22 protein-coding genes are annotated in these 21,438 nt (G+C 68.6%); 18 read left to right on the top strand and 4 right to left on the bottom strand.

Annotation, left to right across the window (positions count from 1 at the left end; all coding sequences use genetic code 11):
- Nucleotides 1-30: 30 nt before the first annotated feature.
- From yjgA to ABDW61_RS20920, 3 genes are read left to right on the top strand one after another with little or no spacing between them, the layout of a single operon-like run.
- Nucleotides 31-636, top strand: coding sequence for a ribosome biogenesis factor YjgA (gene yjgA, locus ABDW61_RS20930; RefSeq protein WP_343641461.1), 606 nt, complete (start codon nucleotides 31-33; stop codon nucleotides 634-636).
- Complete coding sequence (gene mog, locus ABDW61_RS20925) at nucleotides 629-1,246, top strand: molybdopterin adenylyltransferase (protein WP_343641459.1); 618 nt, start codon at nucleotides 629-631, stop codon at nucleotides 1,244-1,246. The genes yjgA and mog overlap by 8 nt, the downstream gene beginning before the upstream one ends.
- 51 nt (nucleotides 1,247-1,297) lie before the next feature.
- Nucleotides 1,298-1,801 carry a peptidylprolyl isomerase gene (locus tag ABDW61_RS20920; RefSeq protein ID WP_343641457.1) on the top strand — a complete coding sequence of 168 codons (504 nt, stop codon included), beginning with the start codon at nucleotides 1,298-1,300 and terminating at the stop codon, nucleotides 1,799-1,801.
- Between the two features lie 212 nt (nucleotides 1,802-2,013).
- Here ABDW61_RS20920 and cysE read toward each other — a convergent pair whose 3' ends face one another.
- Both cysE and ABDW61_RS20910 read right to left on the bottom strand, forming a co-directional pair.
- The gene (cysE, locus tag ABDW61_RS20915) at nucleotides 2,014-2,781 is read right to left on the bottom strand and encodes a serine O-acetyltransferase (RefSeq protein ID WP_343641456.1); all 768 of its coding nucleotides are present in this window, start codon (nucleotides 2,779-2,781) and stop codon (nucleotides 2,014-2,016) included.
- 118 nt (nucleotides 2,782-2,899) lie between these two features.
- Entirely contained in the window at nucleotides 2,900-3,679 is a 780-nt protein-coding gene (locus tag ABDW61_RS20910) for an RNA methyltransferase (RefSeq protein WP_343641455.1), read from the bottom strand.
- Between the two features lie 176 nt (nucleotides 3,680-3,855).
- Between ABDW61_RS20910 and ABDW61_RS20905 the strand changes: the two genes are divergently transcribed.
- The 12 genes from ABDW61_RS20905 (at nucleotide 3,856) to ABDW61_RS20850 (ending at nucleotide 16,553) form a co-directional block, all read left to right on the top strand.
- Nucleotides 3,856-4,818, top strand: a complete 963-nt coding sequence (locus ABDW61_RS20905; RefSeq protein ID WP_343641454.1) for an inositol monophosphatase family protein — start codon at nucleotides 3,856-3,858, stop codon at nucleotides 4,816-4,818.
- A 185-nt stretch (nucleotides 4,819-5,003) separates the two neighbouring features.
- Nucleotides 5,004-5,474, top strand: coding sequence for a type II toxin-antitoxin system antitoxin SocA domain-containing protein (locus ABDW61_RS20900; RefSeq protein ID WP_343641453.1), 471 nt, complete (start codon nucleotides 5,004-5,006; stop codon nucleotides 5,472-5,474).
- Complete coding sequence (locus tag ABDW61_RS20895) at nucleotides 5,471-5,887, top strand: hypothetical protein (protein ID WP_343641452.1); 417 nt, start codon at nucleotides 5,471-5,473, stop codon at nucleotides 5,885-5,887. Before ABDW61_RS20900 ends, ABDW61_RS20895 begins: the two co-directional genes overlap by 4 nt.
- A gap of 101 nt (nucleotides 5,888-5,988) precedes the next feature.
- Nucleotides 5,989-8,586, top strand: coding sequence for a DNA mismatch repair protein MutS (gene mutS / locus ABDW61_RS20890; protein ID WP_343641451.1), 2,598 nt, complete (start codon nucleotides 5,989-5,991; stop codon nucleotides 8,584-8,586).
- Between the two features lie 20 nt (nucleotides 8,587-8,606).
- On the top strand, nucleotides 8,607-9,449 hold the full coding sequence (locus tag ABDW61_RS20885; protein ID WP_343641450.1) for an alpha/beta hydrolase: 843 nt from the start codon (nucleotides 8,607-8,609) through the stop codon (nucleotides 9,447-9,449).
- Between the two features lie 71 nt (nucleotides 9,450-9,520).
- A complete protein-coding gene (locus tag ABDW61_RS20880) occupies nucleotides 9,521-11,197 on the top strand; it encodes a CTP synthase (protein WP_343641449.1) in 1,677 nt (558 codons plus the stop codon).
- Between the two features lie 54 nt (nucleotides 11,198-11,251).
- On the top strand, nucleotides 11,252-11,539 hold the full coding sequence (locus ABDW61_RS20875; RefSeq protein ID WP_343641448.1) for a DUF1330 domain-containing protein: 288 nt from the start codon (nucleotides 11,252-11,254) through the stop codon (nucleotides 11,537-11,539).
- Nucleotides 11,540-11,621: 82 nt separating this feature from the next.
- Entirely contained in the window at nucleotides 11,622-12,908 is a 1,287-nt protein-coding gene (gene eno / locus ABDW61_RS20870; RefSeq protein WP_091723658.1) for a phosphopyruvate hydratase, read from the top strand.
- Between the two features lie 139 nt (nucleotides 12,909-13,047).
- Nucleotides 13,048-13,317, top strand: a complete 270-nt coding sequence (locus tag ABDW61_RS20865; protein WP_343641447.1) for a septum formation initiator family protein — start codon at nucleotides 13,048-13,050, stop codon at nucleotides 13,315-13,317.
- Nucleotides 13,318-13,334: 17 nt separating this feature from the next.
- Nucleotides 13,335-14,018 (top strand): nicotinamide riboside transporter PnuC, encoded by a 684-nt coding sequence (gene pnuC, locus ABDW61_RS20860; RefSeq protein WP_343641446.1) that lies wholly within the window; start codon nucleotides 13,335-13,337, stop codon nucleotides 14,016-14,018.
- A 13-nt stretch (nucleotides 14,019-14,031) separates the two neighbouring features.
- Nucleotides 14,032-14,703: an AAA family ATPase gene (locus ABDW61_RS20855; RefSeq protein WP_343641445.1), complete on the top strand. Its 672-nt coding sequence runs from the start codon at nucleotides 14,032-14,034 to the stop codon at nucleotides 14,701-14,703.
- 89 nt (nucleotides 14,704-14,792) lie between these two features.
- Complete coding sequence (locus ABDW61_RS20850) at nucleotides 14,793-16,553, top strand: bifunctional metallophosphatase/5'-nucleotidase (RefSeq protein ID WP_343641444.1); 1,761 nt, start codon at nucleotides 14,793-14,795, stop codon at nucleotides 16,551-16,553.
- Between the two features lie 27 nt (nucleotides 16,554-16,580).
- Here ABDW61_RS20850 and ABDW61_RS20845 read toward each other — a convergent pair whose 3' ends face one another.
- Entirely contained in the window at nucleotides 16,581-17,561 is a 981-nt protein-coding gene (locus ABDW61_RS20845) for an Hsp33 family molecular chaperone HslO (RefSeq protein ID WP_343641443.1), read from the bottom strand.
- A 157-nt stretch (nucleotides 17,562-17,718) separates the two neighbouring features.
- On the opposite strand from ABDW61_RS20845, the gene ABDW61_RS20840 reads away from it, so the two are divergent.
- Nucleotides 17,719-18,534, top strand: coding sequence for a ferritin-like domain-containing protein (locus tag ABDW61_RS20840; protein WP_343641442.1), 816 nt, complete (start codon nucleotides 17,719-17,721; stop codon nucleotides 18,532-18,534).
- Between the two features lie 58 nt (nucleotides 18,535-18,592).
- Nucleotides 18,593-19,486 (top strand): DMT family transporter, encoded by an 894-nt coding sequence (locus ABDW61_RS20835; RefSeq protein ID WP_343641441.1) that lies wholly within the window; start codon nucleotides 18,593-18,595, stop codon nucleotides 19,484-19,486.
- Between the two features lie 14 nt (nucleotides 19,487-19,500).
- Here the strand turns inward: ABDW61_RS20835 and ABDW61_RS20830 are convergent, their stop codons facing one another.
- The gene (locus ABDW61_RS20830) at nucleotides 19,501-19,974 is read right to left on the bottom strand and encodes an Lrp/AsnC family transcriptional regulator (RefSeq protein ID WP_343641440.1); all 474 of its coding nucleotides are present in this window, start codon (nucleotides 19,972-19,974) and stop codon (nucleotides 19,501-19,503) included.
- Between the two features lie 135 nt (nucleotides 19,975-20,109).
- Here ABDW61_RS20830 and ABDW61_RS20825 point away from each other — a divergent pair, with 135 nt between their 5' ends.
- Nucleotides 20,110-21,420 carry an aspartate aminotransferase family protein gene (locus tag ABDW61_RS20825; protein WP_343641439.1) on the top strand — a complete coding sequence of 437 codons (1,311 nt, stop codon included), beginning with the start codon at nucleotides 20,110-20,112 and terminating at the stop codon, nucleotides 21,418-21,420.
- Nucleotides 21,421-21,438: the final 18 nt, after the last annotated feature.

Raw genomic sequence — 21,438 nt, 5'->3', positions numbered from 1 at the left:
CCCGGTCGGGGCTTCTCGCTTTCTTCCCCCATGCACGACGCTCACGACGACCACGACGACCGCGCGGACCTCGACGATTTCGAGGACGACCGCCCCAGCAAGAGCCAGCTCAAGCGCGACATGGACGCGCTTCAGGCGCTGGGCGCCGAGCTGCTCACGCTGCCCGAGAAACGCGTCGCCGCCCTGAATCTGCCCGAGTCGCTGATGGACGCGATCAAGGAAGGCCGCCGCATCGTCGCCGGCACCGCCCGCAGCGGCAAGAAGCGCCATCTGCAGCTGATCGGCAAGCTGATGCGCCAAGTCGATCCCGAACCGATCCGCCAGGCCGTGGCCGAGTTCAAGCTCGGCCGCGCGCAGGACTCGCTCGAGCTGCATCAGGCCGAGCGCTGGCGCGAGCGCCTCGTCGAGGACGACAACGCGCTGCAAGGCTTCATCGACAGCTTCGACGAGGTCGATGTCCAGCAACTGCGCAGCCTGATCCGCGCCGCCCGCAAGGACCGGGCCCAGGCACCAGAGCAGCGCAATGGCCGCGCCTGGCGCGAGCTGTTCCAGTTCGTCAAGGGCCATGTGCTGGCGGCCAAGGGCGCCGCCGCGAACGGCGGCGATGACGATGACGCGGAGGACGGCGATGAGTGACGCGGCCGCCGCGGTGAACGTCGACGGCCTGCCGCCGCCGGAAGCGGTCCGCATCGGCATCGTGTCCATCAGCGACCGCGCGTCAACCGGCGTCTACGAGGACAAGGGCCTGCCCGCGCTGAAGGAATGGCTCAGCGCCGCGCTGTTCAATCCGATCGAGTTCCAGCCCAGACTGATCCCCGACGAGCGCGAGCTGATCGCCCGGACGCTGCGCGAGCTCGTCGACGACGCGCGCTGCGACCTGGTGCTCACCACCGGCGGCACCGGCCCGGCCATCCGCGATGTCACGCCCGAGGCGACGATGGACGTCGCCGACCGCGTGATGCCGGGCTTCGGCGAGCAGATGCGGCAGATCTCGCTGCATTTCGTCCCGACGGCGATCCTGTCGAGACAGGTCGCGGTCATCCGCGGCCAGGCGCTGATCATCAACCTGCCCGGCCAGCCCAAGGCCATCGCCGAAACCCTCGCCGGCCATGACGCCGCCCGCGGCATCTTCGCCGCCGTGCCGTACTGCCTCGACCTGATCGGCGGCCCCTATCTCGAGACGCGCGACGCCGTCTGCGCCGCCTTCCGCCCCAAGACCGCCCAGCGCCCCAAGCGCGCGGGCTGACCTCCCCTCCAGACGCCTCCACGAGAAGCAAGAAGCGAAGAGCAACACATCATGAAGATCACCAAGGACACCATCGCCACCGTCGAACTGAAGGTGGCCAACAAGCTCGGCCAGGTCATCGAGAAGACCGACGAGCCGATGGCGCTGCTGATCGGCGGCTACGGCAACACGCTGCCGGCCATCGAGACCGCGCTCGAAGGCCAGGAAAAGGGCTTCGCCACCACCATCGAACTCACACCCGAGACCGGCTTCGGGGAGCGCGACGAGAACCTGCTCATCACCATCCCCAAGAAGGACTTCCCGCCCGGCGTGAAGGTCGGCGGCCAGCTGCAGATCCGCCAGGCCGCCGAAGGCGAGACCGAGCCCACCGCCGATGACGGCTTCCACGTCTTCACCGTCGTGAAGATCAAGGGCGACACCGTGCACCTGGACGGCAACCACCCGCTGGCTGGCCAGCACCTGAAGATCAGCGTCAAGGTCAAGGACGTGCGCGCCGCCACGCAGGAAGAGATCGACCATGGGCACGCCCATGGCGATCACGGACATCACCACTGATTCGCGGCGTCTTCCGCGCCCGACGAGCCCACCGCTCTTGCGCTTCTCTCCTCTTACTCCCTCGCCCGCTTGCGGGAGAGGGTGGGGGTGAGGGCCAGCGGTGTAGGCATTGCACACCACCGCGGCACTGCGAAGACCCCTCTCCCCCACCCTCTCCCCCTGCCGGGGGCGAGGGAGTTGGAATGCGAGGAGTGGAGAGAGGGGAAAGCGGCTTACTTCACCAGTCTCGACAGCTCGGCCGCGTCGAAGTTCTCGGCCTGCTGGGCCTCTTGCGGCACGCAGTCCGTGCGCTCCGCCTCCGACAGCTTCGCGATCGCCTGCCACAGCAGCGCGATCTGGTGCTCATGGCCCGCCGCGTTGTCGATCAGGCCCTTCATCGCCTGCGCCACCGGGTCGTCACCCTGCGTGACGCCGTAGGCCGAGAAGCCCATCCGCGCCGCCACCGCTTCACGCTGCGCATCGCCCTTGGCTTCGATGATGCGTGCCGGATTGCCGACCGCCGTCGCGCCCGCGGGCACCGGCTTGGTCACCACCGCGCCCGAACCCACGCGCGCGCCCTCCCCGACCGTGAAGCCGCCGAGGATGCAGGCATTGGCGCCGACGATCACGCCGCGCTCCAGCGTCGGGTGCCGCTTGGCCCCCTTCACCAGCGAGGTGCCGCCCAGCGTCACGCCCTGGTAGATCGTGACCTCGTCGCCGATCTCGGTCATCTCGCCGATGACGATCCCCATGCCGTGGTCGATGAACACGCGCCGGCCGATGGTCGCGCCGGGGTGGATCTCGATGCCCGTCAGGAAGCGCCCGATGTGCGAGGTGAATCGCCCCAGCCACCGGAAGCCGCGGACCCAGAACCAGTGCGCGCATCGATGCATCATCAGCGCGTGCAGACCCGGATAACAGGTCAGCACCTCCCAGGCCGAGCGGGCGGCGGGGTCGCGTTCGAGGATGCAGGCGATGTCTTCGCGAAGACGCTGGAACATGGGGGAACCCGTTGAACCCCGCGAGGGGTCCGATGCTGAGGGTCGGCCAGTTTAGCGGCGGGTCCCGACCTTGCCCCGCACAGGCCTACTCGCGGCCCGCCGCGTGTGGCGCCCAGGCTTACTCGTCTCCCCCAAGCGTGGGGGGCGTGCCGCCCGCCGGCCGGGTCTTCTCGATCGCCCGGGCGATGCCGCGCAGGATGTGGACCTCCTCCTGCGTCAGGCCGGCGCGGTTGAACAGCTGGTTCAGCCGGGGCATCAGCTTCTTCGGGGAGGCCGGGTCCAGATAACCCAGGTGCACCAGGCTGCTCTCCAGATGCGTGAGCAGCCCCTGCACCGAGCGCGCGTCCGCCAGCCGCGGATCCGCCGTGCGGGCCTCGACGGCGAAGCCGCCCAGCGCCTGGCGCCAGTCGTAGGCGACCAGTTGCACCGCCTGCGCCAGGTTCAGCGAGCCGTAGTCCGGATGCGTCGGAATCGACAGCACCGCGTGGGCGCGGTAGACGTCCTCGTTGCTCATGCCATAGCGCTCGGAACCGAACAGGAAGGCCAACTGATGGGTGATGCCGCCGTCCGCCGCCTCCCCCTTGCGAGCGAGTTCGCCGAACAGCTCCCGCGGCATGCGCGTCGGCGGACCGAAGTCGCGCGGCGTCATCGCGGTGGCGCAGACGAAGGTGCAGCCCTCCAGCGCGTCCTCGAGCCGGTCGACGATGCGCGCCCGCGCCAGGATGTCGGCCGCGCCGCTGGCCATGGCGACCGTCTCTTCCTGGCTCAGCACGTCGGCGAAGCGCGGTCTCACCAGGACCAGGTCGCCAAAGCCCATCACCTTCATCGCCCGCGCGGTCGAGCCGACGTTGCCGGGATGGCTGGTCTCGATCAGCACGAAGCGTGTCGGATCGGACACGGGAGGGGGTGCGGTCAGGCCGGAGTCAGCCGGGGGCATAGGGGAAACCACGAGTCTGTGCCAAAATGGCCGATTATCCGCGCCGGACCCGCTTCGATCCGACCCCGTCGTCTCGAGCCCCGCCGCACCGCTCTTTCCCTTCGCCAGTCCACTTCCCAGCACAGGAAACGTCCCGCATGACGCAAGCCGCCCTTCATCCCATGCTCAACGTCGCCATCAAGGCGGCGCGTACCGCCGGCGCGATCATCAACCGCGCGTCGATGGACCTGGACATCCTGAAGATCAACACCAAGTCGCCCAACGACTTCGTCACGGAAGTGGACCAGGCCGCCGAGCAGGCGATCATCGAGACGCTGCTGCAGGCCTACCCCGATCACGGCATCCTGGCCGAAGAATCCGGCCGCCAGCATGGCGCGCGGCACTCCGAATACCAGTGGATCATCGACCCGCTCGATGGCACCACCAACTTCATCCACGGCCTGCCCTTCTACTGCGTGTCGATCGCGCTGGCGCACCGCAACGTGGTGCAGCAGGCGGTCGTGTACGACCCGACCCGCAACGACCTGTTCTACGCGACCAAGGGCCGCGGCGCCTACCTGAACGACAAGCGCATCCGCGTGAGCAAGCGCACCCGCATGAGCGATGCGTTGATCGGCACCGGCTTCCCGTTCCGCCGCGGCGACAACTTCAAGCGCTATCTGAAGATGTTCGAGGCGGTCATGACCGAAGTCGCCGGCGTCCGCCGTCCGGGCGCTGCGGCGCTGGACCTGTGCTACGTGGCCGCGGGCCACTACGACGGCTTCTTCGAGACCGGCCTGAATCCGTGGGACGTGGCGGCCGGCTCGCTGATCATCCAGGAGGCGGGCGGCCTGGTCGGCAACTTCACCGGCGAGCCGGACTTCCTGCATCAGCGCGAGATCGTCGCCGGCACGCCGCGCATCTACGGTCCGCTGGTGCAGATCCTGGCGCCGTACACCCGCGTGATCACGCAAGACGATCTGGATGCGGATGCCGCCGCGACGGACGCGCCGGCGGAAACGCCGTCCCCCCGGAAGAAGGCCCCCGTCGAGGGGGAAGCGCCGAAAAAGCGCGGCCCGGTGCGCATCAAGAAGACCACCGACGAGAACGCCGAAGGCTGAGAAGCCCGTCGCCATCGGCCTTTGCGGCGATGAGCGCGCGGCGCGAGGCGTTCCTTACGCCCGCTGACAGAGCCCTCCTGAGGAGGGCTTTGTCGTTTTTGGCGCGAATGGTTGAAGCGCGGGCCGCCGCGGCGGACCTAGCATGGCTGCAAGCCAATCGCACCACAGCCCATGAGGTGACATCCATGCCAGCCAGCGCTCGAAAGATCTCCGAATACATCCTTGCGGCATTCCAGGAGGTCGGGGATCCGATCACGACCGCCAAACTGCACAAGCTGCTGTACTACGTGCAGGGCTGGCATCTCGCGCATTTCAACGAACCTGCGTTTCCAGAGCGCCTGGAAGCCTGGATGCACGGGCCGACGTGCCCGGCCGTCCACGATCTCTACGACGGACATTGGGGACGTCCGATCACGGAGCCCATCGATCCACCCCGGGATCTCGACGATCGCCTGCGCAAGCTGATCGATGAGGTCATCGAGCTCTACGGCGTCGACACAGGGTACTCCCTGCACATTCGCACGCGACTGGAATCGCCCTGGATCGAGGCTCGCAAGGGACTCTCCAATCATCACGAGGGGTGCCGGGAGGAGGTCACCCACGAATCGATGAAACGCTTCTTCCAGGCCGAGGAGGCCCGCCCGGAGGTCGCATGAAGAAGCGCCAACCGCTGATGCTCGCACCCCGCGAACATGTCCATCGGGGCCTGCCGGACAACTTGATGAAGTTCTCCTTCCGCCTGCTGCAGACAACTCGCAAGTTCGGACTTGAACCGGCCGCAGATGCGAAACGCTATCTGCAGCAACTGCTCTCGAGGCTGCAGGCGATCTCATCGCTTCAGGTGAACGAGTTCCGGGCCAGCAAGGCCAAGGCGTTGCGCGCGCACCGGCATCGCTGGCTGGCGACCACCGAAGCGCAGGGGTTCCCATCTCTGTCGAGCGAGTGGGACGACCACGAGGCCTGGCAATTCCAGCTCAGCGCCAATGAACATGGTCGCGTGCACGGCATCCTGGTCGACGAAGTCTTCTACGTCGTCTGGCTCGATCCCGAGCACCGTCTCTACCAGTGAAGCCAGGACACCCGACCGTGTCCGGCCATGCCCTACACTCCCTTCCCAGCCACCCACCACAACGCCCTCCGACCGAGGGCGTTGTCCATTTCCCGCCACCGATGACCAGCGCCGCGACCGACGATTTCAGCAAGCACACGCCGATGATGCAGCAGTACTTCCGCCTCAAGGCGGAGCATCCGGACCGGCTGCTGTTCTATCGCATGGGGGACTTCTACGAGGTCTTCTTCGACGACGCCCGCAAGGCCAACACGCTGCTGGACGTCACGCTGACCACCCGCGGCCAGAGCGCCGGCGAACCCGTGGTGATGGCCGGCGTCCCGGTGCACGCGCTCGAGACCTATCTGTCCAAGCTGATCCGCCTGGGCGAATCGGTCGCGATCGCCGAACAGGTCGGCGAGGTGGGGGTCGGCAAGGGCCCCGTCGATCGCCAGGTGCAGCGCGTGGTCACGCCCGGCACCGTCATCGACCTGGAGCTGCTCTCCGACAAGCAGGACGCGGTGCTGCTGTCGCTCGCGGTGCAGGGCAAGTCGATCGGGCTGGCCTGGCTGTCGATGACGCAGGGCCGCATCGGCCTGGCGCAATGCAGCGAACGGGAGCTGTCCTCGTGGCTCGCGCGGCTGACGCCGGCCGAGGTGCTGGTCGACCGCGAGAAGGTGCCGGAGGTGCTGGCCGCCACACGGCTGAACGTGAGCTACGCCCAGACCTGGCAGTTCGATGCGGCGCTCGGCCAGCGCAAGCTGTGCGAGCAACTGGGCGTGGCGAGCCTGCAAGGCTTCAATGCCCAGGACCTCACCGCCGCTCATGCCGCCGCGTCCTGCCTGCTGGCCTATGGTCAGCAGACCCAGCGCCGCGCGCTGCTGCATGTGAAGCAGTTGCAGGTGCAGCGCGCGACCGATCTGCTGGACCTCCCTCCAGCCACGCAGCGCAACCTCGAACTGACACAGACGCTGCGCGGCGAGACCTCGCCCACGCTGCTGTCGCTGCTGGATGTCTGCCGCACCGGCATGGGCAGCCGTGCGCTGCGCCACTGGCTGCTGCATCCGGAACGCGAGCGCACCACGGCCCGCGAACGTCAGGCCGCGATCGCCGAGCTCATCACCACCGGCTTCGAGCCGCTGCGCGAGGCGATGCGCCAGGTGTCCGACGTGGAGCGCATCGCCGCGCGCATCGCGCTGGGCCAGGTGCGCCCGCGCGAACTGTCCGGCCTGCGCGCCACGCTGTTGATCCTGCCCGAGCTGGCGCAGACGGTCCCGGCCGGCGCGCCGCTGCTGGACCAGCTGGCCGAGGGCCTGCGGGCCTCGCCGCACATCGCGGAGCTGCTCAGCCGCGCGATCGCCGAGGAACCCTCCGCGCTGCTGCGCGAGGGCGGCGTGATCGCCAAGGGCTTCGACGAGGAGCTCGACGACCTGCGCGCGGTGCAGACCAACTGCGACGAATTCCTGCTCGCGCTGGAGGTCCGCGAGCGCGCCCGCACCGGCATCGCCAACCTGCGCGTCCAGTACAACAAGGTCCACGGCTTCTACATCGAGGTCACCAACAGCGGCCTGGAAAAGATCCCCAGCGACTACACCCGCCGCCAGACGCTGAAGAACGCCGAGCGCTTCATCACGCCCGAGCTCAAGGCCTTCGAGGACAAGGCGCTGTCGGCGAGCGAGCGCGCGCTCGCCCGCGAGAAGATGCTCTACGAACTGGTCGTCGAACAGCTGACCGAGGAAATGCCCGCGCTGGGCCGGCTGGCCCGCTCGCTGGCGTCGCTGGACGCGCTGGCGGCGCTTGCCGACCGCGCGGCCGTGCTGAACTGGTGCCGCCCCGAGTTCGTCTCGCACCCCTGCATCGACATCCAGGGCGGCCGTCACCCGGTCGTCGAGGCGCGGCTGCGCGAGACCGGCGCCGGCGAGTTCATGGCCAATGATTGCCGGCTCGACGCCCGCACCAAGCTGATGGTCATCACCGGCCCGAACATGGGCGGCAAGAGCACCTTCATGCGGCAGGTGGCGCTGATCACGCTGCTGGCGGCGATCGGCAGCTACGTGCCGGCCACGGCCTGCCGGCTCGGCCCGATCGACGCGATCCACACCCGCATCGGCGCGGCGGACGACCTGGCCAACGCGCAGTCGACCTTCATGCTCGAGATGACCGAGGCCGCCGCCATCCTGCACAGCGCGACCGAACAGTCGCTGGTGCTGATGGACGAGATCGGCCGCGGGACCTCGACCTTCGACGGCCTGGCGCTGGCCGGCGCGATCGCGACGCACCTGCACGACAAGTGCCGCGCGTTCACGCTGTTCGCGACCCACTACTTCGAACTGACCGAGTTCCCGGCCAAGCATCCGCAGGCCGTGAACATGCATGTGTCGGCGGTCGAGAGCGGCGACGACATCGTCTTCCTGCACGAGATCCAGCCCGGCCCGGCGAGCCGCAGTTACGGCGTGCAGGTCGCGCGGCTGGCCGGCATGCCGACGATGGTCGTGCGCCAGGCGCGGACCGCGCTGGACGCGCTGGAGTCCCGCGCGAGCGAGGGCGAGTCGCAGATCGATCTGTTCGCCGCGCCCCCGGAACCGGCGCCTGGCGCGCCCGCGCAGGAGCCCTCGGAACTGCTGGACGCGCTGCGCGACCTGGACCCCGACGCGCTCAGCCCGCGCGAGGCCCATGCGGCGCTCTACCAACTGAAGACACTGGCCGCCGGCCGCCATTGAGCCCGCTGAGTCCGCCCGCCATGACCCCAGAAAAGACGCCGCCGCCCCGCATCCTCGTCTTCTCGCATGCGAACGGGTTTCCGTCGGGCTGCTATCGCGTGCTGTTCGACATCTGGCGCGAAGCGGGCTGGACCGTGCACGCGCTGCCTCGCATCGGACATGACCCGCGCTATCCGGTGACCAGCAACTGGCCGCATCTGCGCGACGAACTGCTGCACTTCATCCAGGACGAGGTGAAACCCGACGGACCGGTGATGCTGGTCGGGCATTCGCTGGGCGGGCTGCTGTCGCTGCTGGCCGCGTGCCGCAAGCCGGCGCTCGCGCAGGGGCTGGTGATGCTGGATTCGCCGGTCGTCGACGGCTGGCGCGCGCACAGCCTGCGTGTGGCCAAGTCGGCGGGTTTCATCAAGCGGGTCTCGCCGGGCAAGATCTCGCACCAGCGCCGCTACGAGTGGCCCAGCCGCGCCGAGGCCCACGCGCACTTCGCGGCCAAGGGCAAGTTCGCGCGCTGGGATCCGCGCGTGCTGCAGGACTACATCGACAGCGGCTTCGACGACCACGGCGACGGCCAGGTGCGCCTGGGTTTCAGCCGCGAGATCGAGACCCGCATCTACAACACGCTGCCGCACAACCTGCCCCGCATCCTCAAGCGCCATGCGCCGAAATGCCCGGTGGCCTTCGTCGCGGGCACGCAGTCCGAAGAGCTCAGACAGGCCACGGCCGCGGGCTCCAAGGCGCTGGCCAAGGACCTGTTCCGCTGGTTCGAGGGGACCCACCTCTATCCGTTCGAGCGGCCCGACGACACGGCCCGGCTGGTGCTGGAGCTGATCGGCGAAATGAAGGCCAGGACGGCGTCGCTATAATCGCGCTTTACCACCACGGCGTTTTGAGGTCCGGTACGACGCATCCGGACGAAATCAGGCGCTGCAAGACAATGACCAAGTACGTCTTCGTCACCGGCGGTGTCGTGTCCTCTCTCGGCAAGGGCATCGCATCGGCCTCTCTCGCGGCCCTTCTCGAGTCCCGCGGCCTCAAAGTCACCCTGATCAAGCTGGATCCCTACATCAACGTGGATCCGGGCACGATGTCCCCGTTCCAGCACGGCGAAGTCTTCGTCACCGACGACGGCGCCGAGACCGACCTGGACCTGGGCCACTACGAGCGCTTCATCACCACGCGGATGAAGAAGAGCAACAACTTCACGACCGGCCAGATCTACATGTCGGTCCTGGAGAAGGAGCGCCGCGGCGACTACCTCGGCAAGACCGTCCAGGTCATCCCGCACATCACCAACGAGATGCAGGATTTCATCCGCCGCGGCGCCGGTCACGGCACGGCGGACGCGGTGGACGTGGCGATCGTCGAGATCGGCGGCACCGTCGGCGACATCGAATCGCTCCCCTTCCTGGAAGCCGCGCGCCAGATGAGCCTGAAGCTCGGACCGACCAACGTCGCGTTCGTGCACCTGACCTACGTCCCCTGGATCGCCGCCGCCGGCGAGCTCAAGACCAAGCCCACCCAGCACACCGTGCAGAAGCTGCGCGAGATCGGCATCCAGCCCGACGCGCTGCTGTGCCGCGCCGACCGCCGCATCCCGGACGACGAGCGCGAAAAGATCTCGCTGTTCACGAACGTGCCCGAGTACGGCGTGATCTCGATGTGGGACGTCAACACGATCTACAAGGTGCCGCGCGTGCTGCACGAGCAGGGCCTGGACCAGTTGATCTGCACCAAGCTGCAGCTCAACACCAAGTCCGCCGACCTCAAGCGCTGGGACATGCTGGTCAACGAGGTCGAGAACCCGAAGACCGAAGTGACGATCGCGATGTGCGGCAAGTACACCGACCTGTCGGACAGCTACAAGTCGCTGAACGAGGCGCTGCGCCACGCCGGCATCCACAACCACGCCCGCGTCAACATCGAATACGTCGACTCCGAAACGCTGGACACCGATCACATCAAGCAGCTCGAGAAGTACGACGCGATCCTGGTGCCGGGCGGCTTCGGCAAGCGGGGCGTCGAGGGCAAGATCCTCGCGGCCCAGTACGCGCGCGAGCACAGGACGCCCTATCTCGGCATCTGCCTGGGCATGCAGGTCGCGACCATCGAGTACGCGCGCCACAAGGCGCATCTTGACGGCGCCAACTCGACCGAGTTCGAGCCCGACGCTCCGCACAAGGTGATCGCGCTGATCGACGAATGGCAGGACGCGGACGGCTCGATCCAGAAGCGCACCGCGCAGTCGGACCTGGGCGGCACGATGCGTCTGGGCGCGCAGAGCTCGGACGTCAAGCCCGGCACACTGGCCTACGAGATCTACGGCCCGGTCGTGAACGAGCGCCACCGTCACCGCTATGAGGCCAACGAGCAATACCTGGACCAGCTCCAGGACGCGGGCCTGGTGATCTCGGCGATCACGCAGCGCGAGAAGCTGACCGAGATCGTCGAACTGCCGCGCGACGTGCACCCCTGGTACATGGGCGTGCAGTTCCACCCGGAGTTCAAGTCCACCCCGTGGGACGGCCATCCGCTGTTCATCGCGTTCATCAAGGCCGCGCTGGAACACAAGGCCAAGGCCGGCCACGAGGTCAGCGCGCCCGCGGCCGCCTGAACGCCCGGGCCGCGACGGACTTCAAGACTTCTGACTTCCTGGGAAACGACCGCCATGCCCGCCTTCCTCATCGTCGACGTGACCGTGACCGATGCCCAGCAGATGGCCAAGTACCGGGAATGGAGCACGAAGGCGATCGAGGAACACGGCGCGGAGATCCTGGTCCGCGGCGGCGCCATCGAGGTGCTGGAAGGCCCTTGGACGCCGACCCGGCTGGTCGTGCTGAAGTTCCCCGACCGCGCGGCCGCAAGAGCCTTCTACGAGTCCGAGACCTACCAGCATGCCAAGTCGCTGCGCGAGCACGCCGGCGTGATGCGCATGGTGGTCGTCGACGGCGTCTGAGCCGCAGCTTGTTCAGCGGCGGTAACCCGTTGCTGGCACCATGCGCGCCGACCGAGTTTTTTCACTTCTGGAGACTGTTCCCATGAGCGCCATTGTTGACATCGTCGGCCGCGAGATCCTCGACAGCCGCGGCAACCCCACCGTGGAATGCGACGTGCTGCTGGAATCCGGCGTGATGGGCCGTGCCGCCGTGCCGTCGGGCGCGTCGACCGGTTCGCGCGAAGCCATCGAACTGCGTGACGGCGACAAGTCGCGCTACCTGGGCAAGGGCGTGCTCAAGGCCGTCGAGCACATTAACACCGAGATCTCGGAAGCCGTGCTGGGCCTGGACGCCTCCGAGCAGGCCTTCCTGGACAAGACCCTGATCGACCTGGATGGCACCGAGAACAAGAGCCGCCTGGGCGCCAACGCGATGCTGGCCGTGTCGATGGCCGTGGCGCGCGCCGCCGCGGAAGAGTCGGGCCTCCCCCTGTACCGCTACTTCGGCGGCATGGCCGGCAACCAGCTGCCGGTGCCGATGATGAACGTCATCAACGGCGGCGCCCACGCCAACAACTCGATCGACCTGCAGGAGCTGATGATCATCCCCGTGGGCGCGCCGTCGTTCCGCGAAGCGCTGCGCTGGGGTGCCGAGGTCTTCCACGCGCTGAAGAAGATCATCGACGCCAAGGGCATGTCCACGGCCGTCGGCGATGAAGGCGGCTTCGCCCCGAACGTCGAGAACCACGAAGCCGCGATCCAGATGATCCTGGAGGCGATCGACAAGGCCGGCTACACCGCCGGCGAGCAGATCGCGCTGGGCCTGGACTGCGCCGCCAGCGAGTTCTACAAGGACGGCAAGTACGTGCTGGAAGGCGAAGGCGGCATCCAGCTGACGGCCGAGCAGTGGACCGACATGCTGGCCACCTGGGTCGACAAGTACCCAATCATCTCGATCGAGGACGGCATGGCCGAAGGCGATTGGGACGGCTGGAAGCACATCACCGAGAAGCTGGGCGACAAGGTGCAGCTGGTGGGCGACGACCTGTTCGTCACCAACACCAAGATCCTGAAGGAAGGCATCGACAAGGGCATCGCCAACTCGATCCTGATCAAGATCAACCAGATCGGCACGCTGACCGAGACCTTCGCCGCCATCGAGATGGCCAAGCGCGCCGGCTACACGGCCGTGATCTCGCACCGCTCGGGCGAGACCGAGGACTCGACCATCTCCGACATCGCCGTCGGCCTGAACGCTGGCCAGATCAAGACGGGCTCGCTGTCGCGCTCGGACCGCATGGCCAAGTACAACCAGCTGCTGCGCATCGAGGAAGACTTGGGCGACGTGGCGGTCTATCCGGGCCGCGCCGCGTTCTACAACCTGCGCTGATCGCGCGCGTGCGGCTTCCCCCTTTCGCGGGGGATGCCGCACGAATGTCGCGGCAACGACGCAGGAATGGCGCGCAAGTGGCGCCAGGAGGCACGTCCGCAGGGCGTGCCTTTTTTCATTGCAGCTACACTCGCGGCCTGTGAAAGCCCTGGCCATCGTCCTCACCGCCTTCCTCGTTGCCATCCAGGCCCAGCTGTGGGCCGGCAAGGGCGGCTTGGCCCGCGGCGTCCAGCTGCGCGCCGAACTGCGTGAGCAGGAGGACGCCAATGAAAAGGCCCGCGCGCGCAACGCGCAGCTGCAGGCCGAACTGCTCGACCTGCGCGAGGGCCTCGAGATGGTCGAGGAGAAAGCCCGCATGGAGCTGGGCATGGTCAAGCCGGACGAGGTCTTCGTCCCGCTGCGCCGCTGAACTTCCGCAACTCCCGCATGCTCACGCCGATGGATGCGTTGACCGGCCCGTTGTCGTCCCTCCCCTTGCTCTCGGCCGCGCTGCGCTGGGCGCTCTCGCCGGCGTTCACCGCGCTGGGCAGCCCGATCAGTTGGTTGGAGCTGGTTGCCTTCGTATTGGCGATCTGGATGGTCGTCTGCAACATGCGGGTGCAGGTGCTGGCGTGGCCGCTGGCGCTGACCAGCTCGCTGCTGTACTTCCTGCTGTTCTGGAGCGGCAAGCTCTATGGCGAGGCCACGCTGCAGCTGCTCTTCGCGGCGCTGGCGCTGTGGGGCTGGTGGCAGTGGCTGCGCGGCCGCACCGCCGAGGGCGAGGCGCTGCGCGTGCGCACGCTGGGCCCGCGCGGCCGCATGACCGCGCTGCTGGTCACGCTCGCGGCCTGGCCGCTGCTGGGGCTGTTCCTGCAGCACCGCACCGATTCGCCGCTCCCCTATTGGGATGCCCTCCCCACGGTGGCCAGCATCACCGGCCAATGGCTGCTCGGCCGCAAGTACCAGGAGAACTGGCCCGTCTGGGTGATGGTGAACCTAGTGAGCATCGCGCTGTTCGCGCTCAAGGGTTACTGGCTGACGGTGGTGCTGTACGCGGTGTTCGTGCCGATGTCGGTGGCGGGCTGGCGCGCCTGGCAGCGCCAGCTGCGTCCGGCCGCGATCGCGGCCTGAACCTGCACGACGCATGACGCTGCACATCGCCCTCGTCGGCGCCGAGAGCACCGGCAAGAGCCAGCTCGGTCTGGCGCTGCTCGACCATCTGAATGCGCAGACGCGGCTGCGCTGCGCGCTGGTCGGCGAGTACCTGCGCGAGTGGTGCGACCGCGAAGGCCGCACGCCGCGCTCCGCCGAGCAGCGCGCGATCGCCCAGGAGCAATGGCGCCGCGCCGAAGCCGCCGCCGTGGCGCACGACGTCGTGATCCACGACACGACGCCGCTGATGACGGCGGTCTACAGCGAGCAGCTTTTCGACGACGCGTCGCTCTACCCCTTCGCGCTCGACGTCCAGGCCCGCATGGACGCGACGCTGCTGATGGCGCTGGACCTGCCCTGGGTGGCCGACGGCCAGCGCGACGGCCCGCATGCACAGCAACCCACCGATCGGCTGTTGCGCCGCGCGCTGCGCGACGCGGGCCTGGGTTACAGCCTGGTCAGCGGCACCGGCCCGGAGCGCCTCCAGCAGGCGCTGAACGCGCTCGGTCCGCTGCTGCGGCCGCGTCTCGGGCGCGAGGACGGCCTGTTCGGCCGCCTGCTCCAGCGCGGCGAGCAACTCGGCGGCGACTGGCGGTGCGAGCTCTGCGACGACCCCGACTGCGAGCACGCCAGCCGCACTGCGGAGCGGCTGCCGCGCGCCTGAACGCGGTCCTCACGAAATCCCGAAAGGCGCGAGGCACAATGCGCCGCTTCGCCGCCGCAAACATTTGCGCAGGCGCTTTGGAGCTCCCGATGAATCGCCCCTCCGTGCGCGGCCCGCTGGGCACGCTGTCGATGCTGCTGAGCGCAGCGCTGCTCGCCGCCTGCGGCGCGCTGAATCCGTCGGCCCCGCAGGCGCCGCAGCCGCCGATCCTCAGCGCCCCGCCCGCCCCCGCGAAAGCGCGCACGGGCGAGGTGGCCGTCAAGGTGATCGCGATCAACGACTTCCACGGCAACCTGATGCCCCCGGCCGGCGGCATCAAGCTCCCCGATCCTCAAGCGCCGGACAAGACGATCACGCTGGACGCCGGCGGCGCCGAGCGCATGGCCACCGTGGTTGCGCAGATCAAGGCGAAGAACCCGAACCACGTGTTCGTGGCCGCTGGCGACCTGGTCGGCGCGAGCCCGCTGCTCTCGGCGCTGTTCCATGACGAATCGACGATCGAGTCGCTCGGCCTGATGGGGCTGGACCTGTCGTCGGTGGGCAATCACGAGTTCGACCAGGGCATCGACGAACTGCTGCGCAAGCAGCGCGGCGGTTGCCATCCCAAGGACGGCTGCAAGGGCCCGACCGAGTTCAAGGGCGCGAAGTACCAGTACCTCGCCGCGAGCACGATCGACACCAGGACCGGCCAGTCCGTGCTGCCGGCCTACGCGATCAAGCGTTTCGACGGCGTGCCGGTGGGGTTCATCGGGCTGTCGCTGAAGGGCACGCCGGAGCTGGTCAGCCCGACCGGCATCCAGGGTCTGCGCTTCGACGACGAGGCTGACACCATCAATCGCCTGGTGCCCGAGCTGGAGCGCCAGGGCGTGCACGCGTTCGTGGTGCTGATCCACGAAGGCGGCTATCCCACCGGCGGCATCAACGACTGCCCGGGCATCTCCGGCCCGATCGTCGACATCGTGAAGAAGCTCGACAAGCGCGTCGGCCTGATCGTGTCGGGCCACACGCACCAGGCCTACAACTGCCGCATCGACGGCCGGCTGGTCACCAGCAGCCATCGCTACGGCACGCTGGTCACCGAGATCGACCTGACGCTGGACCGCGCCACCGGCACGCTCACGCAGGCGAGCGCGAACAACGTCGTCGTCCGTCCGGAGACCGCGAAGGATCCGCGCCAGACGCTGCTGATCAACAGCTACCAGCAGGTCGCGCAGCCGCTGATCGAGCGGCCGGTCGGCTTCCTCGGCCAGGCGCTCAGCAAAGACGGCGGCGACAGGAACGAAGGCGGCGGCACGACGATGGGCCAACTGGTCGCGGACGCGATGCTGGCGGCGACCCGCGCGCCGGCCGCGGGGGGCGCGCAGATCGCGATGACCAACATCGGCGGCGTGCGCACCGGCCTGATCCACCGCGAGGACGATCGCGTCACCTTTGGTGACCTGTTCGCGGCGCTGCCGTTCTCGAATGCGATCGTCGTCGTCGAGATGAACGGCGCGCGGCTGCAGCAGGTGCTCGAGCAGCAATGGCAGAACAACGACGCGAAGTGGCTGCCGCTGCAGCTGTCGCAAGGGTTCAGCTATCGCTGGGACAAGCGCCGCCCGTTCGGCTCGCGCGTGGTGCCGGGCAGCATGACGCTCGATGGGAAGCCGATCAGCCCGGACCAGACGCTGCGCGTGGCGATCAATGCCTTCCTGCAGGTCGGCGGCGACGGCTTCGTCGCGCTGAAGGACGCGCGCTTCGTGCAGACGGGCCCGGTGGACGTCGACGTGCTGGAGGCCTACTTCAAGGCGCGGGGCGCCACGCGCGTGCAGCCGACCGCGCTCGATCGCGCGGTGCGAGTGGATCGCTGACGATCCGTCCCCTCGGGGCCGTTCCCCTCACTGGACCTGGCGCGAGCCCGGCGCCTGATTCTGCGGATCGGTGAAGAGCTCGCCGACATCCACCGCGTCGAAGACATAGTGGTTGCCGCAGAACTCGCAGCCGATCTCGACGCCGCCCAGCTCGGCCAGAACCTCGTCCACCTCCTGGCGCCCCAGGCCTAGCAGCATGCGGCCCACGCGCTCGCGCGAGCAGGTGCACTGGAAGCGCGGCGACTGCGGGTCGAAGCGGCGCACCGTCTCCTCCCAGAACAGGCGGCGCAGGATGGTGTCGCTGTCCAGCGTCAGCAGCTCCTCCGAGGTCAGCGTCGAGGCCAGCATGCTGATGCGGTTGTAGGCCTCTTCCATCTCCTCGCGCGCGACGCCCGACGAGGCGCCCGCCTCCAGGTTGCCCTCGCCCTCGATGGGCAGGCGCTGGATCATCAGACCGGCCGCGAGCTGGTCGTTGGCCGCCAGCACCAGCGTGGTCTCGAGCTGCTCCGACTGGCGCATGTAGTGCTGCAGCACGTCGCTGAGCTTTTCCAGCGGCCGGCCATCGGGGCCGTTCAGCGGCACGACGCCCTGATACGGCTGCTGGCCCGGCAGTCTGTCCTTCGGATCGAGCGTGATCGCGCAGCGGCCCTGGCCATGGACGTTGAGCATCTGCTGCAGCGTCGCGTCGTCCGGCACCGCGTCGCGCGTCTTGGCGGTGGAGCGGAAGGTCATGTCCGGCTGCACTTCGGCCACTGCGAGCTTGAGCGGCCCGTCGCCCATGACCTGGAAGACCAGCGCGCCGTTGAACTTGATGTTGGCCTGCATCAGCACGCCCGCCGCGGTCATCTGGCCGAGCAGGTCGCGCACCGCCGGCGCCAGCGGCTCCTTGCGGCGGCCCAGCAGCTCCTTCCAGCCCTCGTCCAGGCGCACCAGCATGCCGCGCACCGGCAGGCCTTCGAAGAGGAACTTGTGGAGCTCGCTCGGGGCGGGCTTGAGGGGCGTGGTCATGGCGATTCCTTCGGCGGATTCGAGTTATCTGTGGGGGGAAGGTCCCGAGATGGGGGCAAGTGGCGCGCTCGCAAGCGGCCGGTGCCGTGGACGGTTCGGCGGTCCGGGTTCGGCGGTCCAGGTTCGGCGATCGTGCGGGAGGCCGATAATTCTACGAATGGAACTTCGAACCCGCGCGCTGCAGGTCCTTCTGATCGCGGACCCGCAGGCCAAGGCGCAGGCGGCCCGCGCGCTTCATGCCCAGGCCACGGCCACCGGGCCCGCCGGCGACGCGCACGCCCTCATCCTGGACGCCGGCGCCCTCCTCGTCCCCGAGACCGAGCCGCCCGGCCGCCCGGAGCGGCCGCGCCTGGTCGCGGCGCTGCAGGTCGCATCGCGCTCGCCGTTCACGCCCGAGGGCCGCGCGGCACTGCTGCACGCCATCGCGCATATCGAGTTCAACGCGATCAACCTGGCGCTGGACGCGGTCTGGCGCTTCCCCGGCATGCCGCGCGCGTTCTACCTGGACTGGCTGCAGGTGGCGTCGGAGGAGGCGCTGCACTTCTCGCTGCTCGATGCTCACCTGCGCGAATCGCTGGGGCGCCGCTATGGCGACTTCGACGCGCACGACGGGCTGTGGTCGATGGCCCGCCGCACCGCCGGCGACGTGCTGGCGCGAATGGCGCTGGTGCCGCGCACGCTGGAGGCGCGCGGGCTGGACGCCACGCCGCCGCTGCAGGCCAAGTTCGCCAAGGCCGGCGACGCGCGCGCGGTGGAGATCCTCGGCGTGATCCTGCGCGACGAGGTCGGGCACGTGCGCATCGGCAACCACTGGTACCGCCACCTGTGCCGCGAGCGCGGACTCGATCCGGTGGCGCTCTACCCCGAACTGGTCGAGCGCTTCGAGGCGCCCAAGTTGCGCCCGCCGTTCAACGTCGAGGCGCGCAGCGCCGCCGGCTTCAGCCCTGAAGAAATCGCCTATCTCAGCTCATGAAGGCTGACGCGCCCTGACCATCGGGCGCGACCGCCGCTGTGCTTGACACTCTCCGCCCATGACCCGCATCCAAGCCAATCTGCTGCTCACCCTCATCGCGATGATCTGGGGCTCCGCCTTCGTCGCCCAGGCCCACGGGATGGAGAGCATCGGCCCGATGATGTTCACCGGCATCCGTTTCCTGATCGGCGCGCTGGTGGTGCTGCCGCTGATCGTGCGCGAGCGCCGCGCCGCGGGTGCGGCCGCGCTGCGCGGCGGCGACGCGCTCAAGATCATGGGATTGGGCGCGCTGCTGACCGTCGGCGCGGCGCTGCAGCAGATCGGCATCCAGTACACGACGGTGACCAACGCCGGCTTCCTGACCGCGCTCTACGTGCCGCTGGTGCCCTTGCTGGGCTGGATCCTGCTGCGCCACCTGCCGCACTGGTCGGTGTGGCCCGGCGCGCTGGCCTGCCTGGCCGGCGCCTTCCTGCTGTCGGGGGCGCACGAGCTCAGCATCGGCCTGGGCGATGCCTGGGTGATCGCGTCGGCGCTGCCCTGGGCGGTGCACGTGCTGCTGGTGGGCCTGGTCGCCGACCGGATGAACGCGCCATTCACGGTCGCCGGCGGCCAGTTCCTGTTCTGCGGCGTGGTGGCGCTGGCCTGGGGACTGGGCTTCGAGTCCTGGAGCTGGGCCGGCCTGCAGGCCGCCGCCGGTCCCATCCTGTACACCGGCGTGCTGTCGGTGGGCGTGGCCTTCACCGGGCAGGTCGTGGCCCAGCGCTACGCCCATGCCGCGGACGCCGCGATCATCCTGTCGTCGGAGACGCTGTTCGCCGCGATCTTCGGCTACCTGCTGATGGGCGACCGGCTAGGCAGCGCCGGCCTGGCGGGCTGCGCGCTGATCCTCGGCGCGATGCTGCTGATCCAGCTGCTGCCGATGCTGCGCGTGCTCAGACCGCGCGCGGCCTGAAGCGAGGGCGCGGCTCAGTCCAGCGGGAACGCGCTCGACTTCTTCACCGTCCGCAGCACCAGCATCGAGTTCGCCTTCGCCACGCCCGGCAGCTGCATCAGCACGTGCGTGTGCAGCCGCTCGAGGTCGTCTGCGTCCTTGTAGGCGAAGCGCAGCAGGTAGTCGTTGGTGCCGGCCACGTAGAAGCAGTCGAGCAACTCGGGCGCGTCCTTGACCGCCTGCTCGAACTCGGCGAGCGCCGCCGGCGTCATCCGCTCCAGGTTGACGATGGTCCAGCTGGTGCCGGGCTTGCCGATCGCCTTCGGATTCAGCAGCGCGACCACGCGGTCGATGACGCCGCTGTCCTCCAGCCGCTTGACCCGCCGCAGGCACGCCGACGGCGACAGATGGACCTGCTGCGCGAGGTCCTGATTCGAGATGCGCGCGTCGCGCTGCAAGACCGCGAGGATCGCGCGGTCGATCGCATCCAGTTGCACTTCCTTGACCATGGGCGGCATTGTGTTCGAAGACTCCCCCCTTTTCGCCGCATTGGGTTGCGCATTCAGGGGTTTACCCGCCTCCGGAACGCTCACCGATTGCGCGGCGGCTTGCCTAGACTGCCCGGCATCGACCTCGGAGTTCCCATGACCACGCCCAACCTCGACGCCTACTGGATGCCGTTCACGGCCAACCGCCAGTTCAAGCAGTCGCCGCGCCTGCTCACGCGCGCTGACGGCATGTTCTTCACCGACGATCAGGGCCGGCAGGTGCTGGACGGCGTGGCCGGCCTGTGGTGCGTGAACGCGGGCCACAACCGGCCGCGCATCGTCCAGGCGATCCAGGAACAGGCCGCCGAGCTGGACTTCGCGCCGCCCTTCCAGATGGGCCATCCCAAGGCCTTCGAGTTCGCGTCGCGCCTGGCGCAGATCGCGCCCGAGGGCATGAACAAGGTCTTCTTCACCAACTCCGGCTCCGAGTCGGTGGAAACGGCGCTGAAGATCGCGCTCGCCTACCACCGCGCCCGCGGCGAGGGCCAGCGCACCCGGCTGATCGGCCGCGAGCGCGGCTATCACGGCGTCAACTTCGGCGGCATGTCGGTGGGCGGCATGGTCGCCAACCGCAAGATGTTCGGGACGCTGCTGGCGGGCGTGGACCACCTGCGCCACACGCACGACCTCGCGCGCAACGCGTTCAGCGTCGGCCAACCGGCCCATGGCGCGGAACTGGCCGACGACCTCGAGCGGATGGTCGCGCTGCACGACGCATCGACGATCGCGGCGGTGATCGTCGAGCCGGTCGCGGGCTCGGCCGGCGTGCTGATCCCGCCGCAGGGCTACCTGCAGCGCCTGCGCGAGATCTGCGACAGGCACGGCATCCTGCTGATCTTCGACGAGGTCATCACCGGCTTCGGCCGCACCGGCAACGCCTTCGCGGCGCAGACCTTCGGCGTGACGCCGGACCTGATGACGGTGGCCAAGGGCTTGACCAACGGCTGCGTGCCGATGGGCGCGGTGCTGGCGCAGCAGCGCATCCATGAGGCCTTCATGACCGGCCCGGAGCATCTGATCGAGTTCTTCCACGGCTACACCTACTCGGCGCACCCGCTGGCCTGCGCGGCGGGCCTGGCGACGCTGGACACCTACGCCGAGGACGGCCTGCTGACGCGCGCGTCGGAGCTGCAGGGCTACTTCGCCGAGCAACTGCATGCGCTGCGCGGCGAGCCGCATGTGATCGACGTGCGCAACCTCGGACTGGTCGGCGGCGTGGAGCTGTCGCCGCGCGCCGGCGAGCCGACCAAGCGCGCCTTCGAGACCTTCCTCGACTGCTGGCAGCAGGGCGTGCTGATCCGCACCACCGGCGACATCCTGGCGCTGTCGCCGCCGCTGATCGCCCAGCGCGAGCACCTGGACCGCATGATTGATGCGATCCGCGTGGCGCTGCGCCGGCTCAAGTGACGGCGTGGGGCATCATCC

The sequence above is a fragment of the Roseateles sp. genome (assembly GCF_039595595.1).
Classification (GTDB): Bacteria; Pseudomonadota; Gammaproteobacteria; order Burkholderiales; family Burkholderiaceae_C; genus Roseateles.
Note: the sequence above shows the minus strand (reverse complement) of the source record. Positions and strands in the feature narration are given on the sequence as shown.